Consider the following 24561-nt stretch of genomic DNA (forward strand, 5'->3'; position numbering starts at 1 on the left):
CCCCGACGGCACCATCCACTGGACCAGCCTCCTGGGCCAGAGGTACACCACCACACCCCACGACTACCGCAACCCCTGAGGCCCACCCCGTCCACCACTGGTGGCTCCCCCCCCGGGCCTGCCACCCACGACCCACCGGGGCGGTCCGCGCGGTCAACCGGCTCGACGGCCTGGATCACTAGGCTGCCGCCCATGCCGGTCCCGGACTTCATCGTCGAACTACGCCGCCACATCGGGCACGCGCCCCTGTGGTTGAGCGGCATCACGGCCGTGGTGCTTCGACCCGCCCCGGGGCTGCCGGCCGCGCCCGGGAACCGGGAGCTGCTCATGGTGCAGCGTGCGGACAACGGTCGGTGGACACCGGTCACCGGCATCGTCGACCCGGGCGAGCACCCCGCGGCCGCCGCCGAGCGGGAGGTGCTCGAGGAGGCCCGGGTCACGTGCCGGGTGGACCGCCTCGCCTGGGTGTCGGTGACCGTCCCGGTCGAGCACGTCAACGGCGACCGCGCCCAGTACCTCGACCACTGCTTCGCCTGCACCTGGCTCTCCGGCGACCCCGCGGTGGGCGACGACGAGTCTCTGGCCACCGGCTGGTTCCCGCTCACGGACCTCCCTCCGCTGCAGCCCGTCTTCCGCGCGCGCCTGGCCGCCGTGCTCGCCGACGACCCGGTCACCCGCCTCGACCCTGCACCCCCGGAGCTCCCGTCCTACGTCCGTGTGGCGCAGGAGGACTGACGATGCTGCCCTGCTCCACCCCGCGCCCACCCGCCGTGGCCGACCCCACCCTCGGCCGCCCGCTGCCCGAGCTCGGGGAGCTGCTCGAGCACCTCGTGGTGGTCCGCCTGCCGATGGCGGTGCGCTTCCGCGGCCTCACCGTGCGCGAGACCGCCCTGGTGCGCGGACCCCTCGGTTGGGCCGAGTTCGCCCCCTTCACCGAGTACGACGACGCCGAGTCCTCCCGCTGGCTGGCCGCCACCCTCGAGGCCGGGTGGTGGGGATGGCCCACCCCGCTGCGGCCGCTCGTGGAGGTCAACGCCACCGTCCCGGCCGTCGCCGCCGAGGAGGTGCCCGCCGTCCTCGCCCGGGTGCCGGGTGCCACCGCCGCCAAGGTCAAGGTGGCCGAGAAGGCCCTCCTGCTGGCCGACGAGGACGCCTCCGCAGCCGCCGACCTCGCCCGCATCACGGCGGTGCGGGACGCCACCGGTCCCGGGGTGCGGGTGCGCATCGACGCCAACGGGGCCTGGACCGTCCGCCAGGCCGCCGCCTTCCTCGAGCAGGTGGCCGCCACCGGCGAGCACCTGGACTACTGCGAGCAGCCCTGCGCCACCGCCGCCGAGCTGGCTGAGCTGCGCGAGCTGCTGGCGGCCCGCGGCGTCCCGGTCCGCATCGCCGCCGACGAATCCGTCCGCCGCGCCACCGACCCGATGCTGGTGCGCGCCCTGGGGGCCGCCGACCTCGTGGTGGTGAAGGCCGCACCCCTGGGCGGGGTGGCCGCGGCCTCGCAGATCCTCACAGCCACCGGCCTGCCCGCGGTGGTCAGTTCGGCCCTGGAGTCGAGCGTCGGCCTGGCCGCCGGGGTGGCCCTCGCCGCCTCGATGCCGGAGCTCGACGGGCCGTGCGGCCTCGGCACCGCGCGGCTGTTCACCGAGGACGTCACGTCCGCGCCGCTGGCGCCCGAGGGAGGTCGGCTGGAGGTGCGCCGTGTGGAGGCCGACCGGGTCGCGAACGTCGCGGAGCCGGCGCGGCGTGCGTGGTGGGCCGACCGCATCGGGCGGTGCCTGGATGTGCTCGCCCGACCGTGACCCGTCAGACGGGCCGCACGTCGTAGACCATCACCACGATGAAGCCCACCACCAGCGCCAGCAGCGCGGCGTTCACCCCGGCGCGCACCGCGAGCTCCCGGCGCGTGGGCTCCGGGGTCTTCCGCCAGAACGTGATGCGGTGGAAGGCCCGGTGCTGACCGCGGGGGTTGACCATGCCCATGAAGGTCACCACCACGGCGAACAGGGCCACGGCGACGATCGACTTCACGATGGTGGGCACGGCAGGGGTCCTCTCGGTGGGCGTTCGGGGAGCAGGGTGTCACAACCGGCCCCGGCGCGGGGCCCTGCCCACTCCGCCCCGCGCCCCCGTGCCGAAGGGTGCCTCACCTAGACTCCGGGCATGAGTCACGTGACGGGAGGCCAGCCCGGCCCGTACGCCTACCGCCCGCAGCAGCAGCCCCGCCGCCGTGGGGTGATGCCCTTGGTGTTCGGCGGGCTGACGCTGCTGGTGGGCACGCCCCTGGCGTTCCTGCTGCCGGTCGCCATCGGCATGGGTGACCTGTTCGGGGCCCTGCTCAACCCGGCCTCGGACGGGGACACCCGCTACCTGCCGGCCGGCGAGGACCGCGTGCTCTACGCGATGGGGGAGGGTGGCGAGTCGCTCGCCCATGACGCGTGCTCGGTCACCGGGCCGTCGGGGGAGAAGCTCGAGCTGCACCCCCAGCTGGTGGACCACCCGCAGGACCCGCAGCACTTCTGGACCTTCCACACCCAGGGGGCCGGCGACCACACCCTGCGATGCGGTGACGGCTCGGTCATGGCCGTGGCCCCCGGGGACGCCCTCGAGGGGATCATGGGCTGGACCGTCGGCGCCTTCCTGCTGGCGCTGCTCGTCTTCCTCCTCGGGATGGGCCTGATCATCTGGGGCATCGCGCAGCTGGTGCGCACCAACCGTCGTGCCGCCGCCGTCCCGCCCGGGGAGCACGGCCCCTACGGCCAGCACGGCCCGGGCGGCATGGGTGGCCCGGGCGGCGCCCCGTACGGCGGGGACCCCCATGCCCCGCGCACCGGGTCGGCCCCCGGCCAGGCACCCACCGGGCAGCCCCCGGCTCAGGGGGCCGTGTGGAACCCGGTCTCCGCACCGCCTGCCCCGGGCGCCACGCCCGGCGGGGCCGCGGCTCCCCAGCCGGACCCGCGACAGCCGCACCCGCTCACGGGCCTCCAGGGCCGACCCGCCCCGGAGTACGGCCAGTACGCCCCCGGGCACGGGCCCGACGGCAGCGCCCCCGAGGCCGGGGACGGCGCCCCGCAGAGTGGCTCGGACCCCGCCGGCGGCGCTCACCGTCTCTGACGCCGGCCCGTAGACTGGGCCCGCACGCGACCGCCACCCGGCCAGCCCCGACACCTGGCGCCGTCGCGCCCCATCCTGCTCGCCGTCCATCGGCGACCCCCCTTCTGCAACAGGAGTTCCCAGTGCCCACCGGAAAGGTCAAGTGGTACGACGCCGACAAGGGCTTCGGCTTCATCGGCGACGACGCCGGCGGTGACGTCTTCCTGCGCGCGGCCGCCCTGCCTGCCGGCGTGACCACCCTGCGCCCCGGCACCCGGCTGGAGTACAGCATCGTCCAGGGCCGCAAGGGTGACCAGGCCATGCACGTCGCGATGGTGGACGCCCCGCCGTCCGTGCAGCGTGGCCGCACCCTGCGCGACCGGAAGCCGGCCGACGACATGGCCGTGGTGGTGGAGGACCTCATCCGCCTCCTCGACGACGCGTCCAACCAGCTGCGCCGCGGCCGCTACCCCGACGCCCGCCACGGCGAGACCCTTGCCAAGGCGCTGCGCGCCGTGGCCGACCAGTTCGAGGTGGGGCGCTGATGAGCACCACGCCCGAGTCCCGCCCGGCCACCCGCCCCGCCCGCGCCCCTCGCCCGGACACGGCCCTCATGGAGGCCGTGGACGCCGCCCGCGAGGGCCTGCACGGCATCGCCGCCGAGGGCTCCGTGGGCGAGCACACTGGCGCCCGCTCGGTGGGTGAGCGCCTGGTCACGCACGCCTTCACCTGCCTGATGCCGGGCTACACCGGATGGCAGTGGGAGGTCACCCTGGCCCGTGCCCCGCGCAGCCGCCGCGTCACCGTGTGCGAGGCCCACCTCGCCCCCGCCGAGGGGGCCCTGCTGGCCCCGGAGTGGGTGCCGTGGGCCGACCGGCTGCGCCCCGAGGACTTCGGTGTGGCCGACGCGAAGGCCGAGGAGGCCCAGCTGGTGCTGGTGGCCCCCCAGGCCCTGCCCGTGCGCCCCGGCGGTCACCAGCCCGAGCGCGTGGCCGCCCGCTGCGAGCAGTGCGACTGCACCGGCTACCTCGTGCCCGTGGAGGTGCTGCGCGCCGACCGCGCCGCCCTGACCGAGCCGGAGCCCGACCCCCTGCCCGACCCGCTCGTGGACGAGTTCGAGCTCGAGGTGGTGGACCTCTCGGAGGTGGAGCCCGAGGCCTCCGGTGCCGAGACCGAGGCCGGTGCCGAGCCGTCGCAGGCCCGGGAGTCCGACGCCGACGCCCCCACCACCGCCGAGGACCGCGCGTGAACGCGGCGCTCGAGCGCTGGTTCCACCTGCAGGAGCGGGGCACCACCGTCGTGCAGGAGGTGCGCGGCGGCGTCGTCACCTTCTTCACGATGGCCTACATCATCGTGCTCAACCCGCTGATGATCGGCACCGTGGCCGACGGCACCGGCGAGTTCCTCGGCGGCGGCCACGACCCCAACATCGCGATGGTGGCCGCGGCCACGGCGCTGGTGGCCGGCGTCATGACCATCCTCATGGGCGTGGTGGCCAACTACCCCCTCGCCCTGGCCACGGGCCTGGGCCTCAACGCGTTCATCGCCTTCGGCGTGGCGAGCCTCCCGCAGGTCACCTGGGCCGACGCGATGGGCCTGGTGGTCATGGAGGGGCTCATCATCCTGCTGCTGGTGCTCACCGGTTTCCGGCAGGCGGTCTTCCACGCCATCCCGGCGCAGCTCAAGACGGCCATCAGCGTGGGCATCGGCCTGTTCATCGCCTTCGTCGGCCTCGTGGACGCCGGCATCGTGCGCAAGCCCGCCTCCGGTCCCGTGCCGGTGGAGATGGGTGTGGGTGGATTCCTCGCCGGGTGGCCCACCGTGGTGTTCGTGATCGGCCTGCTGGCCATCGTCGTGATGATGGTGCGCGGCGTCCGCGGCGCCATCCTCTACGGCATCCTCGGTGCCACCGTGCTGGCCATGGTGGTGGAGGCCGTCGCCGGCATCGGGTCGCAGACCGACGCCACCGGCAAGGTCGTCAACCCGACCGGCTGGGGCCTCAACGTGCCGCGCGTGCCCGACAGCTGGGTGCAGGCGCCGGACTTCGGCCTCATCGGGCAGTTCGACCTGCTGGGTTCCTTCTCCTCCATCGGCGTGGTGGGGGCGAGCCTGCTGGTCTTCACCCTCCTGCTGGCCGACTTCTTCGACACGATGGGCACGATGGTGGCCGTCGGTGCCGAGGCCGACCTGCTCGACGAGGAGGGCAACCCGCCGGGCGCGCAGCGCATCCTCGTGGTCGACTCGCTGGCTGCCGCCGCCGGTGGTGTGGGCTCGGTGAGCTCCAACACGAGCTTCATCGAGTCGGCCTCCGGCGTGGGCGAGGGTGCCCGCACGGGCCTGGCGAGCGTGGTCACCGGCGTGCTCTTCCTGCTGGCCACCTTCCTCTCCCCGCTGGTGTCGGTGGTGCCCTACGAGGCCGCCACCCCCGCCCTGGTGGTCGTCGGCTTCCTGATGATGCAGCAGGTCACCGGCATCGAGTGGAACCGTCTGGACATCGCCGTGCCGGCCTTCCTGACCATCGTCCTCATGCCCTTCACGTACTCGATCACCGCCGGCATCGGTGCCGGGTTCGTGACCTACGTGGTGCTGCAGGTGGTGCAGGGCCGCGGCAAGCAGCTGCACCCGCTGATGTGGCTCATCGCCGTGATGTTCCTGCTCTACTTCGGCATCGACCCGATCCGCGACCTGGCAGGTGTGTGATGAGTGCCCAGTCCCGACGCATCATCGTCCTCGTGACTCTGGCGGCCCTGATCCTGGGCCCCGTGCTGGCGGCCCTGTTCAACTGAGCTCCGGCTCGGCCCCGGTAGCCGAACGGCCCCCTCTCCCCGCGGGTGAGGGGGCCGTTCGCGCGCGATGCCTCAGGAGGCCGGCGGCGTGGCGCTCATGGGCGAGGAGTCGCCCGACGGCTGTTCGATGCTGGGGATGGTGATCGTCCCGTTCCCCGGCGAGGGGCTGGTCCCCGGCTCGCTCGGCGACTCCTCGGTGGGCGAGTCCGCGGGCGACGACGGGGCCTGCGTGCTGGACGTGCCGGAGTCAGCCGCGTCGTCACCGGAGCTGCTGCAGGCGGTGAGACCGCCGAGTGCCAGGGCTGCGACGGCCAGGAGGCCGGATCGGGTGCTGGCTGCCATGGGAACCTTCCTTCGTGGTCGGGGTCACACCACGGTGGACCACCGGGGGCCCGGTGCCAACCCCACGGGCCCGACTGTGAGGAACCCGTGAGGCCGGCACCGGAACGGCCGGGTCAGGCCACGTCCACCGGCCCGGCCTCGGCGGCGAACCGCTGTGCGCGCAGCGAGCGGCGCAGGCCGTCCACTTCGTCGGCCACGATGCGGCGCAGCGCCGCGGGGGCCTCGGGGTGGGTGGTGAGCCACTCCTGGGCGGCGGCCTCGCTGGCCTCGCCCTCGGGGAAGGTGCCGGGCACGATCCGCTCGGCGATCTCCATCGCGTGGTCGGCCCAGATGCCCTCGAGACGGCCGAAGTACTCCTCGCGCAGCCAGCCCAGCTCCTCGGAGCGCAGCGGCTGGCGCATGCCCTCGATGGTGGCCGACACGTGGTCGTTCGTCATCGACAGCGGCGTGAGCAGGCGCTCCCAGGCCTCGCGGCGGCCCTGCTCACCGGGGAGCGAGGTGACGGCGGCCAGATGGCGCGTGATGGTGGTGTTGTTGCGCTCCGCCTCCAGCTCGGCGTCGAGCTCCTCCCGGGTGGCCTGGCCGGTGGCCGCCAGGGCGGTCCACAGGTCCCAGCGGCGGTCGGACTCCCACGCCAGGCCCTCGATCGTCTCGGTGCCCTCGAGCAGGCCGCGGGCCACCTCGCCCGACGCCGGATGCGTGGCCGCCGCGGCCCCGAAGGCCCGCTGCCACACCAGCTGGGCGTCGGAACCCGGCTCGGCGGCGCGCAGGTTGGCCAGGCAGGCCTCGGCCCAGGCAGCGCGCCAGGCGTCGCGCTGCTCGGCCGGCAGGTAGCCCTCGATGGCGGCGCGCGCGTTGGCGCTCACCGCGCCGAGCACGCCGCCGTGACGCTCGTCGGCCAGGTTGGCGATGGCGGCGCGCACGTACTGCGCGGCGTGCAGGCGGCCGTCGCGGGTGGCGTCCCACAGGGCCCACCACGCGGTGGACCGGGAGGTGTCCTCCTCCAGGGTGCCCAGGTGCTCCACGAGGGTGGCGGTGCTGTGCTCGTCGAGGGCGAGCTTGGCGTAGGTGAGGTCGCCGTCGTTCACCAGCACCAGGTCCGGGCGGGCGGCACCCACCAGGGCCTCCAGGCCCGCCACGCCGGCGAGGTCCACGGACTCCCCGGCCAGGTCCAGCTCGGCGTGGCCGGTGCGCTGCAGGCGGCCACCGGTCAGGGTGTAGGTGCCCACGGCCAGGCGGTGCGGACGCAGCACCTCCTCGCCAGTCACGGGGTCGGTGCAGTGCTGGGTGAGGCGCGCGGCGGTGACCGTCCCGTCCTCGGCGGTGTCCACCTCCAGCCCGATGGTGGACACGCCGGCCGTGCGCAGCCACGGGCCCACCCACGCGTCGAGGTCGCGGCCCGAGGCCTCCTCGAGCGCACGCAGCAGGTCCGGCAGCGTGGTGTTGCCGTAGGCGTGCTCGCGGAAGTACGCGGTGGAGCCGGCGAAGAACTGCTCGCGACCCACGTAGTTCATGAGGTTCTGCAGCAGCGCGGCGCCCTTGGCGTAGGTGATGCCGTCGAAGTTCTGCCGGGCCGCCTCGAGGTCGTCGATCTGCGCGACCACCGGGTGGGTGGAGGGCAGCTGGTCCACGCGGTAGGCCCACAGCTTGCGGGCCGTCGAGAAGGCCACCCACGCGTCGGTGAACTCGGTGGTGTCCGCGCTGGCCTGCGTGCCCAGCAGCTCGGCGAAGGACTCCTTGAGCCACAGGTCGTTCCACCACTCCATGGTCACGAGGTCGCCGAACCACATGTGCGCCATCTCGTGGAGGATCGTGTTGGCCCGGCCGGCCCGCTGGGCCCGGGTGGGGGTGGAGCGGAACACGTAGTTCTCGGTGAAGGTCACGCAGCCCGGGTTCTCCATGGCGCCGAGGTTGTACTCGGGCACGAACACCTGGTCGTAGGTGCCCCACGGGTAGGCTACGCCGAAGGTGCGGTGGAAGAAGTCCAGGCCGGCGAAGGTGATGTCGAAGACCTCGTCGGCGTCGAAGTGCTCCACCAGGCTCTGGCGGCAGAGCAGGCCCACCGGCACCTCGAGCGCCTCGCCCTCGGAGGTGGTGCCCGTCCAGGTGCGCTCGGTGCGGTGGTACTCACCGGCGCACATGGCGGTGATGTAGGTGCTCATGGGCAGGGTCGGGGCCCACTCGCGGGTGGTGCCGGCGGGCACCTCGTGGCCGGTCACGGTGCCGGCGGGGGCCTCGGTGGTGGACACCTCGTCCTCGGCGTTGCAGCGCACCACCCAGTCGGTGGGGGCGGTGATGACCCAGGTGAAGGCCGCCTTGAGGTCGGGCTGCTCGAAGGTCGTGTAGAGACGGCGGCAGTCGGCCGGCTCGAAGTGCGTGTACAGGTAGGTGCGCCCGTCGGCAGGGTCGATGAAGCGGTGCAGGCCCTGCCCGGTGCGGCCGTAGGTGCCCACTCCCTGCACCACCACGCGGTGGCGGCCAGCGGAGAGCTCGGGCAGCTGGATGCGGGCGCCGTCGAAGGCGGACTCGACGTTCAGGGGCTCGCCGTCCACGGTCACCGCGTCCACGCCGCCGAGGAAGTCCAGGAAGGTGGACCCGGCGGTGCTCGTGAAGTCGAGCGTCGTGGTGGTGCCGAAGGTGGTGGCCTCGGCATCGGGGGCCGTGCGGCAGTCGATCTCGACCCGGTAGGCCAGGTCACTGACCTGGGAGGCGCGCTGGGCGGCCTCGGCACGGGTGAGGTTGCGGGAGGAGTGCGGGGCGGTGGGGCTGTACGTCACGGGGGCCAGTCAATCAGGACGTGGCGTCGGTCACGTCCCCACCACCCCCGGGTGTCGGTGGACGACCTGACGGACGGCCGGGCGCCTGTGGACGAAGGGTGCCTCAGGGGTTGACCACGGTGCCGGTCAGCGGCTCGTCGCCGGGGCCGTCCTCGGGGCGCTGGGGCGTCGACCCCGTCGACCCCGGCGCGCCCAGCGCGCCCGGCGCCCCCGGCGCCCCCGGCGCGGGGCGCCATGGCGCCGAGCCGTGCGGACGCGGCCGACGGCGCGCGGAGAGGTCGGCATGGCGCAGCAGCTCGCTGTACGGCACGTCGGTGTGCGGGTGCGTGGCCACCGGGGTGTCCCCGGAGAACACGACGAACACCGGGCGGGAGTGCAGGAAGGTCTGCAGCACCGACCCGTCCACCACCGAGCGGGCGTGGGCGGTGGCGCGCCGCTTGGCCGCGGCCGGTCCCAGCGGCGTGCGGTCCACCAGCCTGCCCGTCGGGCGCGGGGTGGCGTCCGCCATCGGCCGGCCCTGCTCGTCGGTGCCCGCCGGGCGCCGCCCCGTGCGGCGCTCCACCTCCTCCACCACGGCCGGGGCGTGCTTGCGCGCCTCGGAGACCAGCGTGGGGCCGTACCTGCGCGCGGCGCCGGCGATGACCGGCCCGTACTTCACGGCGTTGCGGATGAGGTTGGGGTTGACCACGGGGCCTCCTCGAACGGGCGGGGTGACGGGTTCACTCCCTCGCCATGATGTCAACACCGGCAGGTGGGCGCGCGTTCCCGGGACCTAGGCTGGGCGCATGCACCCCTCGGACCTCGGTCGTCGGCGCGGTCGCCGACTCGGACGCCTGGAGTACACCGGTGAGGGCCTCGAGCCCGACCACGTCCCCGCCGCCCCGTGGGACGTGGTGCAGGAGTGGGTCCACGCCGCCCACCACCGGGCCCTGGAGCGGGGTGACGTGCCCGAGCCGGCCGCCGTGGCCCTGGCCACGGTGGACGCCGAGGGCGCCCCGGACGTGCGCACCGTGCTCTGCCGCGACGTCTCCACCGAGGGCCTGCGCTTCTACACCTCCCTGGTCTCCGCCAAGGCCGAGCAGATGGCCGCCGACCCGCGTGTGGCCCTCACCTGGACCTGGCCGAGCATGTTCCGCGCCCTCCGCTTCCGCGGCGTGGCCGAGGAGCTGCCCCGCGACGAGGTGACCGCCTACTTCCGGCAGCGCCCCTGGGGGTCGCGCATCAGCGCCCACGCCAGCCGCCAGTCCCACCCGCTGGCCGACCGCGCCGAGCTGGTGGCCCGCGAGGCGGAGCTGGCCGGGCGGTGGCCCGACCGGGCCCGTGAGGACGACGTGCCCACCCCGGACCACTGGGGTGGCTACCTCGTGCGCCCCTACCAGGTGGAGGTGTGGACCGGCCGCCAGTCGCGCATGCACGACCGCTGGCGCTGGACCCTCACCGAGCCGCTCGACCTGACCCGTCCCGTGGCCGACCAGGGTGACCTCCTGCTGCCGCTCGACGACGAGACGGCCTGGACGCACCTGGCCCTCCAGCCGTGACCCCGGCCGGAGGTGAGGATCGCCTAACCAGTTGTCGGTCCGCTGGCCTACGATGGGGGCTCCCCTCGTGCGCCACGGAAGGCAGGCCCTGGTGAGTGACCTCATCGACACCACCGAGATGTACCTCAAGACGATCTACGAACTGGACGAGGAGGGCATCCCGGCCCTCCGCGCCCGCATCGCCGAGCGACTGGGGCACTCCGGACCCACGGTGAGCCAGACCATCGCCCGCATGGACCGCGACGGCCTGGTGACCCTGGGGGAGGACCGCCGCCTCCACCTCACCGAGGAGGGGCGTGCGCAGGCCACCCGCATCGAGCGCAAGCACCGCCTGGCCGAGCGCCTGCTCGTGGACGTGATCGGCCTGGAGTGGGAGTACGTGCACGAGGAGGCCTGCCGCTGGGAGCACGTCATGAGCGACCGGGTGGAGCGCAAGATCCTCGCCCTGCTGGAAAACTCCGAGGAGTCCCCGTACGGCAACCCCATCCCCGGCCTCGAGGAGCTCGGCGGCGTCCAGGGCACCACCTTCCGCGACGGCGTGGAGCGCCTCGTGGACGTGGTCCGCGACGGGCATGAGGCCGTGTTCGTGCGTCGCATCGGCGAGCCCGTGCAGGTCGATGCCGAGGCCCTCGCCCTGCTGACGGAGGCCGGCGTGGTCCCCGGCGAGCGGGTGCAGGTGGAGGCCCGCGGCGACGACCGCGTGGTGGCCCGCGGCCTGCGCGAGGGCGTCACCGGCGGCGTCTCGCTGCCGCAGGAGATCGCGGTGCACGTGTTCGTCAGCCGCGTGGACCCCCGAAGTACCCAGCCCACCCAGTAATCCCCCGGAATCGGAGACCCACCCCTCGTGCTCGTCGCCCTCGGCGTCCTCACAGTCCTCGCCCTGACCGCCCTCACCGGGTTCTTCGTCGCGCAGGAGTTCGCGTTCGTCTCGGTGGACCGCACCGAGCTGCGGGCCCGCGCAGAGGGGGGTGACGCCCGTGCCCAGAAGGCCTACGACCTCACCACGCAGCTGTCCTTCCTGCTCTCGGGTGCCCAGTTCGGCATCACCGTCACCACGCTGCTCGTCGGCTACGCGGCCGAGCCCCTCATCGGTGCCGGCCTGCGCGACCTGGTGGGCGCCGAGCAGGCCTCCCGTGGCGCCACCGCCGTGGCCATCTCGCTGGGGGTGCTGCTCTTCTCCACGATCGTGCAGATGGTGCTGGGTGAGCTGGGCCCCAAGAACTGGGCCATCGCCCGCCCGGTGGCCCTCACCCGGGCCCTGGCCGCCCCCACGGCGGCCTACCTCGCCGTGGTGGGCCCGGTGGTGCGCTTCTTCGACAGCTCGGCGGCGTGGCTGCTGCGCAAGGTCGGCATCGAGCCCGTGGAGGAGCTCGACTCCGCCGCCACACCTGAGGACCTGCAGCGCATCATCGACCAGTCCCACGCCAGCGGCCTGCTCGACGACGAGCTGCAGGACCTGCTCGACCGCGGGCTGGCCTTCCGCCACCGCACCGTCGGCGAGGTGATGACCCCCCGCGTGGACGTGGAGACCGTGAGCGCCGACGCGAGCGTGGCCGAGCTGGTGGACCTGCTCGCCACCGGGCACAGCCGCTACCCGGTGTACGGGCGCGACATCGACGACATCGTGGGCGTGGTGAGCATCTCCGACGTGCTCGAGGTGCCGGTGGCCGAGCGCGCCAGCACGGTGGTGCACCGCATCGTGGACGAGGCCGTGCTGCTGCCCACCTCGCTGGGCGTCACCAAGGCGCTGGAGGAGATGCGTCGCCGCCACCGGCAGATCGCGGTCGTGGTGGACGAGCACGGGGGCTTCGCCGGCGTGGTCTCGTTCGAGGACATCGCCGAGGAGGTGGTCGGCGACATCCTCGACGAGGACGACGAGGAGGAGTCGCCCGCCACCGAGCGCGCCGACGGCACCTGGCTGCTGCCGGCCAACCTGCGCCTGGACGAGGTGCGCAAGTTCACCTCCATCGCGCTGCCGGAGAGCGACGACTACGACACCCTCTCCGGACTGGTGCTCAAGACGCTGGGTCGCGTGGTGCAGGAGGGCGACGTGGCCGAGGTGGCCTGGACCGTCCGTGACGCCGACGGCGAGACCGTGCGCGCCTGCACCAGCCTGGAGGTGGTGGCGGTGGAGCGCCACGTGCCCGACGAGGTGCTGCTCGCGCCGGTGACCGTGGACGACGTGGAGGAGGTGGCCTGATGGGGGAGCTCGAGAAGATCCTGCTCTCGGTGCTGCTGTTGGCGGCCAACGGGTTCTTCGTGGCCGCCGAGTTCGGCATCATGGCCGCCAAGCGCCACCGCCTGGAGGAGCGCGCCGAGGCCGGGGGGCGTGCCGCCCGCGCCGCCGTGGCCTCCAGCAAGGAGCTCTCGCTCATGCTGGCCGCCAGCCAGCTGGGCATCACCCTGGCCACGCTGGGCCTGGGTGCCATGGCCGAGCCGGCCATCGCCCACCTGCTGGAGCCGGTGCTGCACGCCCTGCACGTGCCCCACGCGCTGACCCACCCGGTCGCCCTGGTGGTGGCCCTGACCCTCGTGACCTACCTGCACATGGTGGTCGGCGAGATGGCGCCCAAGTCGTGGGCCATCGCGCACCCGGAGACCGCCGCGGTGGTCGTGGCCCTGCCCTTCCGGGCCTTCGCCATGGTGACCAAGCCGTTCATCTGGCTGCTCAACGAGATCACCAACCTGGGGCTGAGGCTGGTGGGCGTGGAGGCCGTCGACACCATCGAGGAGGAGCACGGGCCGGCCGAGTTGCAGCGCCTCATGTCCTCCTCGCAGGAGGCCGGCGTGCTGCCCGACGAGGACGCCCGCCTGCTGGCCGGCGCGTTCCGTCTGGAGAACCAGGACCTCTCGGCGGTCACCCGGCCGGCGCGCGACCTCGTGACCATCGACGTGGGCGCCACCGCGGCGGACGTCGAGGAACTGAGCCGCCGCACGGGGCGTTCGCGCCTCATCGTGACGCACGGGTCGCGCTACGTGGGCCTGGTGCACGTGCGCGATGCCGTGACCGCGCGGGCCACGGGCACCAACCCGGGCGTGGTGGACCTGCGCCAGCAGATGCCGACGCTGCGCCGCGAGCTGCCCCTCATCGACGCCGCCACGCAGATGCGGCAGCACCGCGCCCAGCTGGCGATGGTGGCCGACCCGGCCGGGCGCAAGGTGGGCATGGTGGCACTGGAGGACATCCTCGAGCAGATCCTCGGCCAGTTCGACGACGAGACCGACGAGCTGGTGCGCGCCGCGGGGGCCAGCCGGGGTCTGCGCCGGGCCGGGTGACGGCCGGGTGGCTCCGGTGGTGGTGCCGTGACCGGGTGGCGGCCCTGGGCGCTGGTGGTGCTCGGTGGCGCGGTCGGGTCGGTGGCCCGGGTGCTGCTCTCGGAGGCCTGGGGGTCCGCGGTGGGCGTGCTCGTGGTGAACCTGGTGGGGGCCTTCCTGCTGGGTCTGGCCGATGCCGTGTGGTCCGGTCGGCGGCCGGGGCTGCTCGTGCTGGTGGGCACCGGGGCGCTGGGCGGGTTCACCACGGTGAGCGGGTGGGCGCTGCTCATGGCCGGGTCGTGGGCGTGGTTCTGGGCCGGGCCGCTCCTGCTGGCGGTCGGTGTGCTGCTGGCCTGGGCGGGCGTGCGCGTGGGGCGGGTCGTGCGGGGGCAGGACGGTGTGGGGGCCGTCGGTGGCGAGGCGGCGGTGCGCTGATGCCCTCGGTGACGGTGCTGCTCTGGGTGGCCGTGGGCGGCGCGCTGGGTGCCGTGGGGCGGTACGCGGCCGACCGGGCGGCGCAGCGGTGGGTCCCGGCCGTGGCCGAGGTGGGCGTGCTCGTGGCCAACCTCGTGGCGTGCGCGCTGCTGGGCTGGGTGGCCGGGGGAACGGTGCTGGTGTCGTCGGCCCCGGGGTCCGCGCCGTTGCCGCTGGTGTCCGGACCCGTGCTGGGCTGGGACTGGTGGCTGCTCGGCAGTGGGCTGGCCGGGGCGCTGAGCACCTGGTCGACGCTGACGCTGCAGGTGGTCCGGCGGTGGGTGGCCGGGGACCGGGCGGTGGCCGCTGCGCTGGGGCTGGCCACCTGGGTGCTGGGAGCCGGGGCGGCGCGGCTGGCGGCCGAGGCGTCCGTGGCGCTGACGGGCTGAGGTGCGTCTCGGCGCCGGGCACGTTCCCTGCATCGGGCCGGCCCTGTGGACGGCCGGGGGATGTTGTCGGGGGTGCCCCCTAGCCTGCGGGCATGAGGTTCTTGCAGACGAGCGACTGGCAGTGGGGCATGACCCGGCGCTGGTTCTCCGAGGCCGACCAGGCGCGCTTCACGCAGGCGCGCAACGACGCGGTCGTGCGGGCGGGGCAGGTGGCGGCCGAGCACGGCTGCGCGTTCATGGTGGTGGCGGGGGACGTCTTCGACTCCAACCAGCTCGGGCGCGACACGGTGCGACGGGCCATGGAGGCGCTGCGGCAGGTGCCGGTGGACGTCTACCTGCTGCCCGGCAACCACGACGCGCTCGACGCCGCCTCGATCTACGACCAGGAGGTGTTCACCGGGGCCGGGTTGGGGCACGTGCACGTGCTGCGCGACAGCGAGCCCGTGACGGTGGCCGAGGGGGTGGAGCTGGTGGGGGTCCCGCTGACCACCAACCGGCCGGACCGCGACGTGGTGGCCGAGGTGCTCGACCTCCTCGACCCGCCGGCCGACGGGGTGCGGCGGGTCCTCGTCGCCCACGGCCAGCTGCGGGAGCTCGACCCGGGCCACCGGGTCTCGGCGCTCGACGGCGCCCGCATGCGGCGGGCGCTCGACGAGGGGCTCGTGCACTGGGTGGCCCTCGGCGACCGGCACTCCCGGTGGGCGGACTCCAGTGGGCGCGTGCACTACTCGGGTGCGGTGGAGGTGACGGACTTCCGCGACGAGCACGTGGGGGACGTGCTCGTGGTGGACCTGGGCCAGGGGGAGGAGCAGCCGTCCTGCGAGGTGGTCCACGTGGGCACCTGGCAGATGCTGCAGGTCTCCCGGCAGGTGGACTCCGCCGACGACGTGGCGCGGCTCCGGGCCGAGTGGGAGGCCGTGGAGAACAAGTCCACCGTGGTGCTCAAGCACGCCCTCACTGGCACGCTGACGCTCACCGAGGACGTCGCGCTGCAGGAGCTGCTGGAGTGGGCGCAGGACGCCTTCGCCGCGGCCTTCGCGTGGGACCGCCACACTGACGTGGTGGTGGTGCCGGACGACGCGGAGTTGGCGGACATCGGCATCGGGGGTTACGTGGCCCGCGCCGCGCAGGACCTCACGGACACCGCCGGGGCCGGCGGTCGGGACGCGGTGGCTGCCTCGGACGCGCTGCGCCTGCTGTACCGCTACGCACGGGGAGGAGCACGGGCATGAGGATCCACCGCATCGAGGTGCAGGACCTGCGAGGGGTGGAGCACGCCGTGCTCGCGGACGTGCCGGAGGCCGGGGTGCTCGTGCTCGAGGGGCCCAACGAGGCCGGCAAGAGCACGATGCTCAAGGCCCTGGACATGCTGCTGACGGAGAAGGCCTCCGCCAGGAAGCAGTACGTGAAGGACTCCCAGCCGGTGGGGCGCGACGTGGCCCCCCGGGTGAGCGCCGAGCTGACCATCGGGCCGGAGCGCTTCGTCTACACCAAGCAGTGGCTGCGCAGCCCGAGCACCGAGTTCCGGGCCGTCGGGGGCGCGCGCCGCCTCACCGGCGACGACGCCCACAACCACGTCAGCGGGCTGCTGGCCGAACACGGGGACGAGACGCTGCGCCGCGCGCTGCAGCTGCTCCAGGAGGGGCCGCTGGAGGTCACCGGCCTGGACGGCTCGCAGCGCCTGGCCGCGGCGCTCGACGCCGCGTCCGGTGGTGAGGCGGCCGACGAGCAGGGCGAGGCCGCCACGCTGCTGGAGCGTGTGGAGGCCGACGCCGGGGAGTGCTGGACGGCCAAGGGACAGCCGCGCGGCGAGCTCAAGCGTTTGCAGGACGCGCACGCCGAGGCGGTGGCGGCGGAGGAGGCCGCGCAGGCCGCCGTCGACGCCATCGAGTCCGAGGTGCAGCGGGCCGCCGACCTGGCCCAGCGGGTGGAGGCCGCCGACGAGCGGCGACGGGTTGCCCAGCGCACCCGCGACGAGCTGGAGAAGCGGTGGGCCGACACCGAGTCCGAGCGATGTGCCGTGGCCGAGGCCGAGGAGGCCCTGCGCCGGGCGGGACGGGAGCACGAGCGTGCCGTGGCCGATGCCGGGGCCCGCGAGGAGCTGGTGGCCGAGGCCGAGCGGGCCACGGCGGACGTGACGGCCGCGCAGGAGGCCCAGGAGGCGGCGTCCGGTCCTCGTGCGGAGGCCGACGAGGCGCTCGCCGAGGTCGTCGGTGAGCGGGAGGAGGCCGAGGCCGCCGAGGACGAGGCGCGGTCCGGGGTCCGTGCCGCCGAGGCGGCCGAGGGTCTGGCCCGGGCAGCGGCCGGTCTGACCTCCCTGCAGCGCACCGTGGAACGGCTCGACGCCCTGCGGGCCCGGCAGCGGACGATCGCCGAGACGCTCGCCGGGCAGGTGGTGGACGACGCCGCACTGGAACGCATCACCGGGGCCCAGGAACAGCTGCACCTGGCCACGGCGCGCCGTGACGCCGCCAGCCCCCGCCTCCGGGTGGCGGGCGACACCGCCGTCCCCGTGAGCGTGGGCGGCCGGGCGCTGCCGGCCGACGAGTGGCCCTGGGAGGAGCCGGTCACCCAGCCCACCGTGGTGGAGGTCTCCGGGGTGCAGGTGCACGTGCTGCCGCCCGAGGGGGCCGGAGAGGACGAGGTCGAGTCCGCCCGGCGCACGCTCGCGGAGGCGCTCGCCGCCGTGGAGGTGCGCGACGTGGCCGAGGCGCACCGTCGCCACCTCGAGGTGCAGCGGGCGCGGGCCGAGCGCGACGACGTGGACGCCCAGCTGGCGGACGCCCTCGAGGGACGCACGGTGGAGGAGTGGCGGTCGGAGGCCGCCGACGCCGCGCACCAGGTGGAGCAGGCCGCGGAGGAGCCGGTGGACCCCGCAGCCGCCCGTGAGGCCCTGGCTGCGGCCCGGGAGGGCCACGAGACGGCCCGGCACGCGGCGGAGTCCCTGCGGGCCCGGGAGGCTGCGGCCCGGGAGGCTGTGACCACCCGCCGGGCGGCGGCGGAGCGTGCCGAGGTGCAGCTCGAGGCCGCGACCGCTGCTGCGGCCCGGGTGGCCGATCGGCTCGCGGCGGCCCGCGGCGTGGCCGACGACGACGCGGTGGCCGCTGCGGTCAGGGTGGCCGCGGAGGCGCTGGAGTCGGCCGAGGAGCGGGTCACCGAGCGGCGTGCGGCGCTGGCGGCGGCCGGGTCGGTGTCGCCGGAGGACGTGGAGTCGGCCCGGGTGGCCGCCGAGCGGGCCGAGGAGCGGCACCGCCGGGCACGTGACGAGCACCAGCAGGCCGAGGGCATGGTGAAGCAGGCCGGCAAGGAGGGCCGCGCGGACGCCCTGGCCCGGGCCGGCGCGGAGCGGGAGCACCTCGCGGCCGACCTTGCCCGCGTGCAGGCCCGGGCGGACGCGCTGCGCCTGCTGCTGGAGACCCTGCGTGCCCGTCGGGCCGAGGCCCAGGCAGCGTACGTACGGCCCTTCCGGGAGGCCCTCGAGGAGCTCGGCGCCGTGGTCCACGGCGACGGCTTCTCCGTGGACGTCTCGCCGAACCTCGCCATCACCTCCCGCACCGTGGACGGGGTGCCGGTCCCGCTGGCGGACCTCTCCACCGGCGCCCGGGAGCAGCTGGCGGTTCTCAGCCGCCTGGCCGTGGCCCGTGTGGTGGACCCCGGTGAGGGCGTCCCGGTGGTGCTCGACGACGCCCTGGGGTGGACCGACCCGGACCGTCTACGGAGCATGGGTCGTGCCCTCGGGAGGGCGGGGGAGGACGCGCAGGTCATCGTGCTCACCTGCACGCCCGGCCGCTACGACGCGGTCCCCGGCGCCCACGTGGTGCACACCGACGACCTGCGGGCCGCCGCGGCTGCGACCGGTCGGGTCACGGACTAGCGTGGAGGGCGAATCCCGCCGCCGGCGGGGCCGGGCGCCGCTCCACCGGACGCGCCCGGACCGGACACCCAGGAGGTGCTCATGAACGACAAGCCCACCCGCATCAGTGCCCAGCGCGAGATCCCGGCCTCCACCGCCGAGGTCTTCGACGTGCTCTCCCTGCCGGAGAACCACGTGAAGCTCGACGGCTCGGGCTTCGTCCGCTCGGTCGGCCACGGCGACCGCATCACCGAGGTCGGCCAGGTGTTCACCATGAACATGGAGGGCGACCACATGGGCGGCGAGTACCAGACCGACAACCACGTGACCGGGTACAACAAGAACCAGTCGCTGGCCTGGAAGACCGCCCCGGCCGGCACCGAGCCGCCCGGCTGGGAGTGGGTGTGGACCCTCGAGGCCCAGGGCCCGGACTCCACCCTCGTCACCGTCTCCTACGACTGGTCCGAGGTCACCGACGAGGCGCTGCTGCAGAAGGTCGGCTTCCCGCTGGTGCCGCAGGAGGCCCTCGAGGACTCGCTGGAGAAGCTCGCGGCCGAGGTCGACTGACGCCACCTGGGGCACGACACGGGCACACGGATCGCGCGGAGATCGCACGCCCCACGCGCAGGACCCCGCTCCCCGGCCGGATCTGGCCGTCGGAGCGGGGTCCTGTGCGTGTGCCCCCGGCAGGATTCGAACCTGCGACACCTTCTTTAGGAGAGAAGTGCTCTTCCCCTGAGCTACGAGGGCGGGCGCGTCGCGCGGTCGCACAGTCTACGGGTCCGCGGGCAACTACCCTGCCCCTGTGAGCACCGAGCCCCAGTCCCCCACCCCCGTCGGTCGCGCGACGTCCGCCGCGTGGTCGTCCGCCCTCGCCGACTCGGGTGGGCGCAACAGCCTCATCTGGGGTCCGCGGCCGGGCCTGTCCCTGGACCTGGTGGCCGCCCACCCCGGTGGCGTGGCCAAGCTGCTCTCCGGCCAGCCGGTGCTCCTCAGCGACCTCGTCCGCGCCCCCGGGCCGCGCGCCCGCGCCCTCGCCACGGCCCTCGCCATCGCCGAGCGCGCGCAGGAGATGGAGGACGACTGGGGCCTGACCACCTGCTTCGTCACCTCCGGCACCGCCACCTGGGACGTCCCGGGAACGCTCGCCCCGGCCGCCGCGGTGGTGCTTCGCCCGGCCCGGGTCACCGTGGTGGACCCGGCGCGCAGCGAGGTGGAGTTCGCCCTCACCGGCATCCCCGAGGTGAACCCGGCCCTACTGCGCTTCCTGCGCGTCTCCCACGGCGTGGACCTCGACCCGGTGGTGCTCGCCGAGATGGTCGACCGCCTCCACGCCCGCACCGACGACCCGCTGCTGCGCCACCTGGAGATGCTCTGCCGCGCCGTGCCCGGCTTCACGGTCCGCTCGGGGCAGCGCCTGGCCACGCTCACGCACGCCAAGGACGCCGGCATCGCCGACCTGGCGGAGGTCACCGCCGCGCCCTCGCGCCTGGTCACCCAGCTGGCGGCGGCCACCGGCGGCCGTGACACCAACCCGGTGGCCCCGCACCTGCCCCGCGTGGCCGGGGTGACCCGCAACGTGGTGTGCCCGCTCGATGCCGTGCAGCTGCAGGTGCTCGACCTGGTGGCCGCCGAGCAGGACGTCCTCGTGGAGGCCCGCCCGGGCACGGGCCGCACCAGCCTGCGCTCGGCCCTCGTGGCCGATGCCGTGGCGCACGGCCGCACGGTGCTGGTGGCCGCGGCGGACGCGTCGGTGCGCCGCCAGGTGGCCGCCGTCATCGACAACTGGGCCGAGTCCGAGGTGCCCGTGGCCTGGGGGGTGGCCCGCACGCGTGACGAGGAGGTCACCCAGCACGCCGCCCTCACCGCCGCGCTGGAGCGCCTGGTGGAGGGCGGCGACCCGGCCCCGGTGTCCACGGCGGACCCCTCGCGGACGTCGCTCGACGAGGCCCTGGCACAGCACCTGGGGCACGCGGCCACGGTGCACGACAAGCGCCAGCCGTGGGGCGTGAGCGTCCACGACCTGCACCAGCGCCTGGCCGCCCTGGCGGGGACGCCGACGCCGCCCTCGGTGGTGGTGCCGCTGGACGACGAGGTGGTGCAGCGCATCAGCGTGGCCGACCTGCCGGGTGTGCAGGCCGACCTCACGGACCTGGCCCGCCGGGGCGCGTGGTCGGTGCGGGCGCGGGAGAACGCCTGGTTCGGCGTGCACGCCGACGACGAGGCGGAGGCGCAGCGCCTGGCCGCGGTGGCCCGTGGCCTGGCCGAGGGTCGCCTGCAGCAGGTGCGCGACGACCTCGCCGCCGTGGCTGAGAGCCTCGGGGTGCCGCCGGTCGGCTCGCTGGAGGAGGGGCTGCGCCTGCTGCGCCTGGCCCGCTCCGTGCGGCTCACCGTGCAGCGCTTCGGGCCCGCCGTGTTCGAGGAGGACCTCGACGCCTGGTCCGCCGCCCACGGTGGTCGCGCGCCGCGTCCGCTCGGTGGGCTGCAGGCCCGCCGGACCCGCGCCCACGTGCGCGAGCTGCTGCAGGAGCACGGTGCCGACCCGCAGGAGGGCGTGGCCGCGGCCGTGGCCCAGGCGGTGAGCACCGGGCACCGGCTGGCGGGGTGGCCGGGCCGCCGCGCGGACGCCCCCGTGGAGCCGCTGGGCGCTGAGCTGACGGCGGCCTCCGAGCGCTTCGAGTCGGTCTACGACGACGTGGTCTGGTTCGGCACGCACCTCTCCGGCGAGGAGGGGGCGGAGCTCCCCGCGGCGGACCTGGACGCGCTGCAGCAGCGGATGCAGCGGCTCGTCGCCCACCCCGAGGGCGCCGCGGTGCTGGCCGATGTCTCGCCTCGCTGGCGTGAGCTGGCCGGCCGGGGCCTGGAGCCGGTGTTGCGGGAGTTCTCGCGCCGTGCGGTGCCCACCGAGCGGGTGGCCACCGAGGTGGAGCACGTGTGGATCCGCGCCGTGCTGGCGATGATGGAGCGCGCCACCCCGGAGCTCACCACGCACGACCGCGAGTCCGCCCTGGCCGGCGTGGCCGCGCTCGAGGAGGCCGTCACCGCCTCGCACACCGCCGCGCGGGAGGCCGTGGCGCAGGGGGTGCACACGGCCCGGGTCGCGCTGGGTCGCTCCCGCCGTGCGGCCGCCCTGCTGGAGGCCGCACGCCGTGACGGCCCGTGGGGCCTGGCCGAGTGGTGGCGCCGCGCCCCGGACGTGATGCGGGCGCTCACCCCCGTGGTGGTGGCCTCGCCGTGGGTGGTGGCCGACGCGCTGCCCGCCTCGGCGCGGCTGGACCTGGTGGTCGTGGACGACCTCACGGGCACCACGCCGGCGCGCGTGGCCGCCGCGCTGGGCCGTGCCCGCACCTTGGTGGGCTTCGGTGACCCGGAGGTCTCGCGCCCGCGCGAGCCGCAGCCGAGCACCCCGGGCGAGCCGACCGCCCCGGCCGTGGGCGAGTCCGCCTGGGTCGTCCTGGCACGGCGCGTGCCGCAGCTGGCGCTGGCCACCGCCTGGCGTCCCCTCTCGGCCGACCTGGAGCCCCCGGTTCCGGGCCGCACGCCGCTGGCCGCGGTGCCGGGGCTGCGGTCGACGGTGCGCACCCGCCACGTGGTGGAGCAGGAGTCCGTGCCGCAGGCCGTCTGGGAGCTCGTCCGTGGCGCCCTCGCGCAGCCCTCGGGCACGCAGTCGGTGCTGGTGACCCCGCCCACCGATGCCGAGGCCACCTGGTGGCGCCAGCGCCTCGACCGGCACCTGGAGGGCGACCACTACACGGCGGCCGTGCGCGGCAACGTCACCGTGCTGCCGTGGCGTCGCGCCGTCCGCACCACGGCCGACGTGGTGGTGGTGCTGGCCGACGGGCACGGCGAGCTGCTGGGCGAGGTCGTGGCCGCCCCGGGCACCGACCGGCTGGTGCTGCCGGTGCTGCGCCGGGCGCGTCGTGCCCTGGACCTCGTGGTCACCCGCTCGTCGGAGGACGAGCTGCGCGCCGCCCGTTCCGTCCCGGACACCGCCGGTGGTCTGCTGACCCGCTGGTTCGACGCCCCGCCGGTGGGTGGCAGGGCCGTGGCCGATGCGGATCTGCCGCCTTTGCACGCGCGCTTCGTGCGCCGCCTGCGGGCCGAGGGCCTCGTGGTGCGCCCGGTGCACCACGCCCTGCTGGGCTGGGTGCTGCACGTCGCCCCGGGTCCTCGCCGTCCGGAGATCACCACCATCCTGTTCGACGAGCCGGTGACCCGCCGCGACGTCGAGGTGGACGCCCACGTGCGCGTCTGGCCCGAGCAGCTGCGCCGGGCCGGCTGGCTCGTGGAGCAGGTCTCGAGCCTGGACCTGCACCGTGACCTGGGCCGTGAGGCGATGCGGGTGCGCAACGGCGTGCTGCGCGCTGCCGCGCAGCAGTCGGGTCGCGCGTGACCGGGCGCGCCCACCGCCGGGTGGTCGCCCCCTCCACGGCGGTGGGGGCGGTGGACTGGGAGGACTCGACGCCTCGCACCCGGGACGGTGCGGAGGACGAGCCCGCCGGCGCCGGCCCTGCGGCGGCAGGACCCGCCCGTGGTGTGTCCGGGGGCGCTCCCGGCCCCGCCACACCCGGGGCCCGGCGCGTGGTGAGCGAGCGTCCCTTCTCGGCGGCCGACAGCCGGTGGCTGGAGGACCGCCCGCCCCACTGGGGCTGACGCCCGCACGGCGCGCCCCCTCCCCGGCACAGCACGACGCCGCCGCACCTGTCGGGTGCGGCGGCGTCGTCGTCAGCGGGCGCTCGGCGCCGGGGCCGGGTCACCGGCCGGGGGCTCACAGCCCGCGGTTGGCCTTGAGCAGGTCGCGGATCTCGGCGAGCACCTCGGAGTCGGTCTCGGGGACCTCCAGGCCGCGACGCTCGTTGAACTTGTTCATCGGCAGCACGAACACGAAGTACACGACGGCGGCGGTGATCAGGAAGGTGATCAGCGCGGTGATGATGGCGCCGAAGTCCATGAAGGTGGCCGGGTTGGACGAGCGCAGGCGGAAGCCCAGACCGTCGGCGTTCACGCCACCGACGGCGGCGAGGATCGGGTTGATGAGGTTCTCGACGACCTTGTTGACCACGGCGGCGAAGGCCGAGCCGATGACGACCGCGACGGCCAGCTCGATGACGTTGCCGCGCATGATGAAGTCCTTGAAACCCTGCATGGTGGTGCTCCTGAAGCTGTGGGGGGGGTGAACCACCGGGTGCGGGGGTCCAGGCCCGCAGACTATCCGGGGCAGGGCCCCTCACCCCGCCACTTTGGTGCGTGAGTCGTCACTTTTTTCCGGATCGTCCGGCCCCAGGGCCCCGGCCCCCTTTCCAGCGGGTGCCACCAGCACCACCGCCACCGGCGTGTCCAGGCCCGTGGCCGCACCGCCCGCGCCGGCCACCGCGTCGGACTCCTCGGGCGTGAGCGCCACCCACAGCCCACCCACCGCATCGGGTGACTCGGGGTCGGGTGCCACGCTGCCGCGCACGGTGGCCCGTCTCGCCACGGTCCGGCCGGTCTCCCGCTCGATGAGCCGCACCGTGGACCCGCTGCCGGCGGCCTGCAGCACCGGCGGGTCGAGCACCGGGAGGAAGACCAGCTCCTGCCCGGCCGGCACCTGGCGCCCGTCGGGCAGCAGCGCCCGTTCGGTCACCGGGTCGCCGGCCGCCAGCGGCACGGCCACTGTGCGTCCCACCAGTGCGTCCGCCCCGACCGGCGACCAGGTGACCGCGTCCTGCGGCAGCTCCACCTCCTCGAGGTGCTCCTCGGCCAAGGGGGTGCCGGGGGCCACGTCGCCGGCCGCCACCACTGCACGGGCGGTCTCCGGCGGGGGTGGTGCCACGGCCTGCACCCCCGTGCCCACGGCCAGGGCCGCGCAGGCGACGGCCCCCGCGCGCCGCCATCGGCGCACGCGGTGGGCCGCCGGGCGGTCGCTCGTGGCGGGAGTGCGGTCGCGTCGGCGCAGGCGGCGCAGCAGGTCCATGGGTCCTCCTCCGGGTGTCGTCCGGGAGGAGCGTCGCGGCCCGGCTCCTCCGCGTGTGTGGGGGAGCCGGGCCGCCTGTGGATGCCGGGAGGGGGAGTGTT

22 protein-coding genes and 1 tRNA gene are annotated in these 24561 nt (G+C 74.9%); 16 read left to right on the plus strand and 7 right to left on the minus strand.

The window, feature by feature from the left end; translation table 11 throughout:
• Positions 1 to 192: 192 nt before the first annotated feature.
• Both CYJ76_RS07910 and CYJ76_RS07915 read left to right on the plus strand, forming a co-directional pair.
• Positions 193 to 735: an NUDIX hydrolase gene (locus tag CYJ76_RS07910; protein WP_070704851.1), complete on the plus strand. Its 543-nt coding sequence runs from the start codon at positions 193 to 195 to the stop codon at positions 733 to 735.
• A 2-nt stretch (positions 736 to 737) separates the two neighbouring features.
• Positions 738 to 1802, plus strand: a complete 1065-nt coding sequence (locus CYJ76_RS07915; protein WP_101849774.1) for an o-succinylbenzoate synthase — start codon at positions 738 to 740, stop codon at positions 1800 to 1802.
• Between the two features lie 4 nt (positions 1803 to 1806).
• Here CYJ76_RS07915 and CYJ76_RS07920 read toward each other — a convergent pair whose 3' ends face one another.
• A complete protein-coding gene (locus tag CYJ76_RS07920; protein WP_070704845.1) occupies positions 1807 to 2043 on the minus strand; it encodes a hypothetical protein in 237 nt (78 codons plus the stop codon).
• A gap of 120 nt (positions 2044 to 2163) precedes the next feature.
• Here CYJ76_RS07920 and CYJ76_RS07925 point away from each other — a divergent pair, with 120 nt between their 5' ends.
• The 4 genes from CYJ76_RS07925 (at position 2164) to CYJ76_RS07940 (ending at position 5793) form a co-directional block, all read left to right on the plus strand.
• Entirely contained in the window at positions 2164 to 3114 is a 951-nt protein-coding gene (locus CYJ76_RS07925) for a hypothetical protein (protein ID WP_144043056.1), read from the plus strand.
• 122 nt (positions 3115 to 3236) lie between these two features.
• The gene (locus tag CYJ76_RS07930; RefSeq protein WP_101849776.1) at positions 3237 to 3638 is read left to right on the plus strand and encodes a cold-shock protein; all 402 of its coding nucleotides are present in this window, start codon (positions 3237 to 3239) and stop codon (positions 3636 to 3638) included.
• Positions 3638 to 4342 carry a DUF3027 domain-containing protein gene (locus tag CYJ76_RS12490; protein WP_070706224.1) on the plus strand — a complete coding sequence of 235 codons (705 nt, stop codon included), beginning with the start codon at positions 3638 to 3640 and terminating at the stop codon, positions 4340 to 4342. The genes CYJ76_RS07930 and CYJ76_RS12490 overlap by 1 nt, the downstream gene beginning before the upstream one ends.
• Positions 4339 to 5793, plus strand: coding sequence for an NCS2 family permease (locus CYJ76_RS07940; protein ID WP_101849777.1), 1455 nt, complete (start codon positions 4339 to 4341; stop codon positions 5791 to 5793). The genes CYJ76_RS12490 and CYJ76_RS07940 overlap by 4 nt, the downstream gene beginning before the upstream one ends.
• Before the next feature lie 158 nt (positions 5794 to 5951).
• Here the strand turns inward: CYJ76_RS07940 and CYJ76_RS12225 are convergent, their stop codons facing one another.
• From CYJ76_RS12225 to CYJ76_RS07955, 3 genes are all read right to left on the minus strand, one after another.
• Positions 5952 to 6221 (minus strand): hypothetical protein, encoded by a 270-nt coding sequence (locus tag CYJ76_RS12225; RefSeq protein ID WP_144043057.1) that lies wholly within the window; start codon positions 6219 to 6221, stop codon positions 5952 to 5954.
• Positions 6222 to 6334: 113 nt separating this feature from the next.
• The gene (pepN, locus tag CYJ76_RS07950; RefSeq protein ID WP_101849779.1) at positions 6335 to 8998 is read right to left on the minus strand and encodes an aminopeptidase N; all 2664 of its coding nucleotides are present in this window, start codon (positions 8996 to 8998) and stop codon (positions 6335 to 6337) included.
• Positions 8999 to 9101: 103 nt separating this feature from the next.
• Positions 9102 to 9686: a hypothetical protein gene (locus CYJ76_RS07955; protein WP_101849780.1), complete on the minus strand. Its 585-nt coding sequence runs from the start codon at positions 9684 to 9686 to the stop codon at positions 9102 to 9104.
• Between the two features lie 97 nt (positions 9687 to 9783).
• Here CYJ76_RS07955 and pdxH point away from each other — a divergent pair, with 97 nt between their 5' ends.
• From pdxH to CYJ76_RS08000, 9 genes are all read left to right on the plus strand, one after another.
• The gene (gene pdxH, locus CYJ76_RS07960; protein ID WP_101849781.1) at positions 9784 to 10536 is read left to right on the plus strand and encodes a pyridoxamine 5'-phosphate oxidase; all 753 of its coding nucleotides are present in this window, start codon (positions 9784 to 9786) and stop codon (positions 10534 to 10536) included.
• Between the two features lie 91 nt (positions 10537 to 10627).
• The gene (locus tag CYJ76_RS07965; RefSeq protein WP_101849821.1) at positions 10628 to 11353 is read left to right on the plus strand and encodes a metal-dependent transcriptional regulator; all 726 of its coding nucleotides are present in this window, start codon (positions 10628 to 10630) and stop codon (positions 11351 to 11353) included.
• A gap of 27 nt (positions 11354 to 11380) precedes the next feature.
• A complete protein-coding gene (locus CYJ76_RS07970) occupies positions 11381 to 12736 on the plus strand; it encodes a hemolysin family protein (RefSeq protein WP_101849782.1) in 1356 nt (451 codons plus the stop codon).
• Positions 12736 to 13812, plus strand: a complete 1077-nt coding sequence (locus tag CYJ76_RS07975; RefSeq protein WP_101849783.1) for a hemolysin family protein — start codon at positions 12736 to 12738, stop codon at positions 13810 to 13812. Before CYJ76_RS07970 ends, CYJ76_RS07975 begins: the two co-directional genes overlap by 1 nt.
• 27 nt (positions 13813 to 13839) lie before the next feature.
• Positions 13840 to 14226, plus strand: a complete 387-nt coding sequence (locus tag CYJ76_RS07980; protein ID WP_101849784.1) for a CrcB family protein — start codon at positions 13840 to 13842, stop codon at positions 14224 to 14226.
• Positions 14226 to 14654, plus strand: coding sequence for a fluoride efflux transporter FluC (locus CYJ76_RS07985; RefSeq protein WP_070705642.1), 429 nt, complete (start codon positions 14226 to 14228; stop codon positions 14652 to 14654). The genes CYJ76_RS07980 and CYJ76_RS07985 overlap by 1 nt, the downstream gene beginning before the upstream one ends.
• A 92-nt stretch (positions 14655 to 14746) precedes the next feature.
• The gene (locus tag CYJ76_RS07990; RefSeq protein WP_101849785.1) at positions 14747 to 15886 is read left to right on the plus strand and encodes a metallophosphoesterase family protein; all 1140 of its coding nucleotides are present in this window, start codon (positions 14747 to 14749) and stop codon (positions 15884 to 15886) included.
• Positions 15883 to 18528 carry an AAA family ATPase gene (locus CYJ76_RS07995; protein ID WP_101849786.1) on the plus strand — a complete coding sequence of 882 codons (2646 nt, stop codon included), beginning with the start codon at positions 15883 to 15885 and terminating at the stop codon, positions 18526 to 18528. Before CYJ76_RS07990 ends, CYJ76_RS07995 begins: the two co-directional genes overlap by 4 nt.
• A gap of 81 nt (positions 18529 to 18609) precedes the next feature.
• Positions 18610 to 19074, plus strand: a complete 465-nt coding sequence (locus CYJ76_RS08000; protein WP_101849787.1) for an SRPBCC family protein — start codon at positions 18610 to 18612, stop codon at positions 19072 to 19074.
• Positions 19075 to 19185: 111 nt separating this feature from the next.
• Here CYJ76_RS08000 and CYJ76_RS08005 read toward each other — a convergent pair.
• A tRNA-Arg gene (locus CYJ76_RS08005) sits at positions 19186 to 19257 on the minus strand.
• A 55-nt stretch (positions 19258 to 19312) separates the two neighbouring features.
• Here CYJ76_RS08005 and CYJ76_RS08010 point away from each other — a divergent pair.
• Positions 19313 to 22900, plus strand: a complete 3588-nt coding sequence (locus tag CYJ76_RS08010) for a DEAD/DEAH box helicase family protein (RefSeq protein ID WP_141494869.1) — start codon at positions 19313 to 19315, stop codon at positions 22898 to 22900.
• Between the two features lie 375 nt (positions 22901 to 23275).
• On the opposite strand, the gene mscL is transcribed toward CYJ76_RS08010, so the two are convergent.
• Positions 23276 to 23653, minus strand: coding sequence for a large conductance mechanosensitive channel protein MscL (gene mscL / locus CYJ76_RS08020; RefSeq protein ID WP_070705448.1), 378 nt, complete (start codon positions 23651 to 23653; stop codon positions 23276 to 23278).
• An 81-nt stretch (positions 23654 to 23734) separates the two neighbouring features.
• Positions 23735 to 24460, minus strand: a complete 726-nt coding sequence (locus CYJ76_RS08025; RefSeq protein ID WP_101849790.1) for an SAF domain-containing protein — start codon at positions 24458 to 24460, stop codon at positions 23735 to 23737.
• Positions 24461 to 24561: the final 101 nt, after the last annotated feature.

The organism is Kytococcus schroeteri (assembly GCF_002847825.1).
Lineage (GTDB): Bacteria > Actinomycetota > Actinomycetes > Actinomycetales > Dermatophilaceae > Kytococcus > Kytococcus schroeteri.

What these genes read in the sequence shown, in the direction of transcription:
- mscL (WP_070705448.1), bottom strand. Translation starts at nt 23,653, where the DNA reads ATGCAGGGTTTCAAGGACTTCATCATGCGCGGCAACGTCATCGAGCTG.
- CYJ76_RS12490 (WP_070706224.1), top strand. Translation starts at nt 3,638, where the DNA reads ATGAGCACCACGCCCGAGTCCCGCCCGGCCACCCGCCCCGCCCGCGCC.
- pdxH (WP_101849781.1), top strand. Translation starts at nt 9,784, where the DNA reads ATGCACCCCTCGGACCTCGGTCGTCGGCGCGGTCGCCGACTCGGACGC.
- CYJ76_RS08000 (WP_101849787.1), top strand. Translation starts at nt 18,610, where the DNA reads ATGAACGACAAGCCCACCCGCATCAGTGCCCAGCGCGAGATCCCGGCC.
- CYJ76_RS07985 (WP_070705642.1), top strand. Translation starts at nt 14,226, where the DNA reads ATGCCCTCGGTGACGGTGCTGCTCTGGGTGGCCGTGGGCGGCGCGCTG.
- CYJ76_RS07975 (WP_101849783.1), top strand. Translation starts at nt 12,736, where the DNA reads ATGGGGGAGCTCGAGAAGATCCTGCTCTCGGTGCTGCTGTTGGCGGCC.
- CYJ76_RS08025 (WP_101849790.1), bottom strand. Translation starts at nt 24,460, where the DNA reads ATGGACCTGCTGCGCCGCCTGCGCCGACGCGACCGCACTCCCGCCACG.
- CYJ76_RS07995 (WP_101849786.1), top strand. Translation starts at nt 15,883, where the DNA reads ATGAGGATCCACCGCATCGAGGTGCAGGACCTGCGAGGGGTGGAGCAC.
- CYJ76_RS12225 (WP_144043057.1), bottom strand. Translation starts at nt 6,221, where the DNA reads ATGGCAGCCAGCACCCGATCCGGCCTCCTGGCCGTCGCAGCCCTGGCA.
- CYJ76_RS07910 (WP_070704851.1), top strand. Translation starts at nt 193, where the DNA reads ATGCCGGTCCCGGACTTCATCGTCGAACTACGCCGCCACATCGGGCAC.
- CYJ76_RS07915 (WP_101849774.1), top strand. Translation starts at nt 738, where the DNA reads ATGCTGCCCTGCTCCACCCCGCGCCCACCCGCCGTGGCCGACCCCACC.
- CYJ76_RS07925 (WP_144043056.1), top strand. Translation starts at nt 2,164, where the DNA reads ATGAGTCACGTGACGGGAGGCCAGCCCGGCCCGTACGCCTACCGCCCG.
- CYJ76_RS07990 (WP_101849785.1), top strand. Translation starts at nt 14,747, where the DNA reads ATGAGGTTCTTGCAGACGAGCGACTGGCAGTGGGGCATGACCCGGCGC.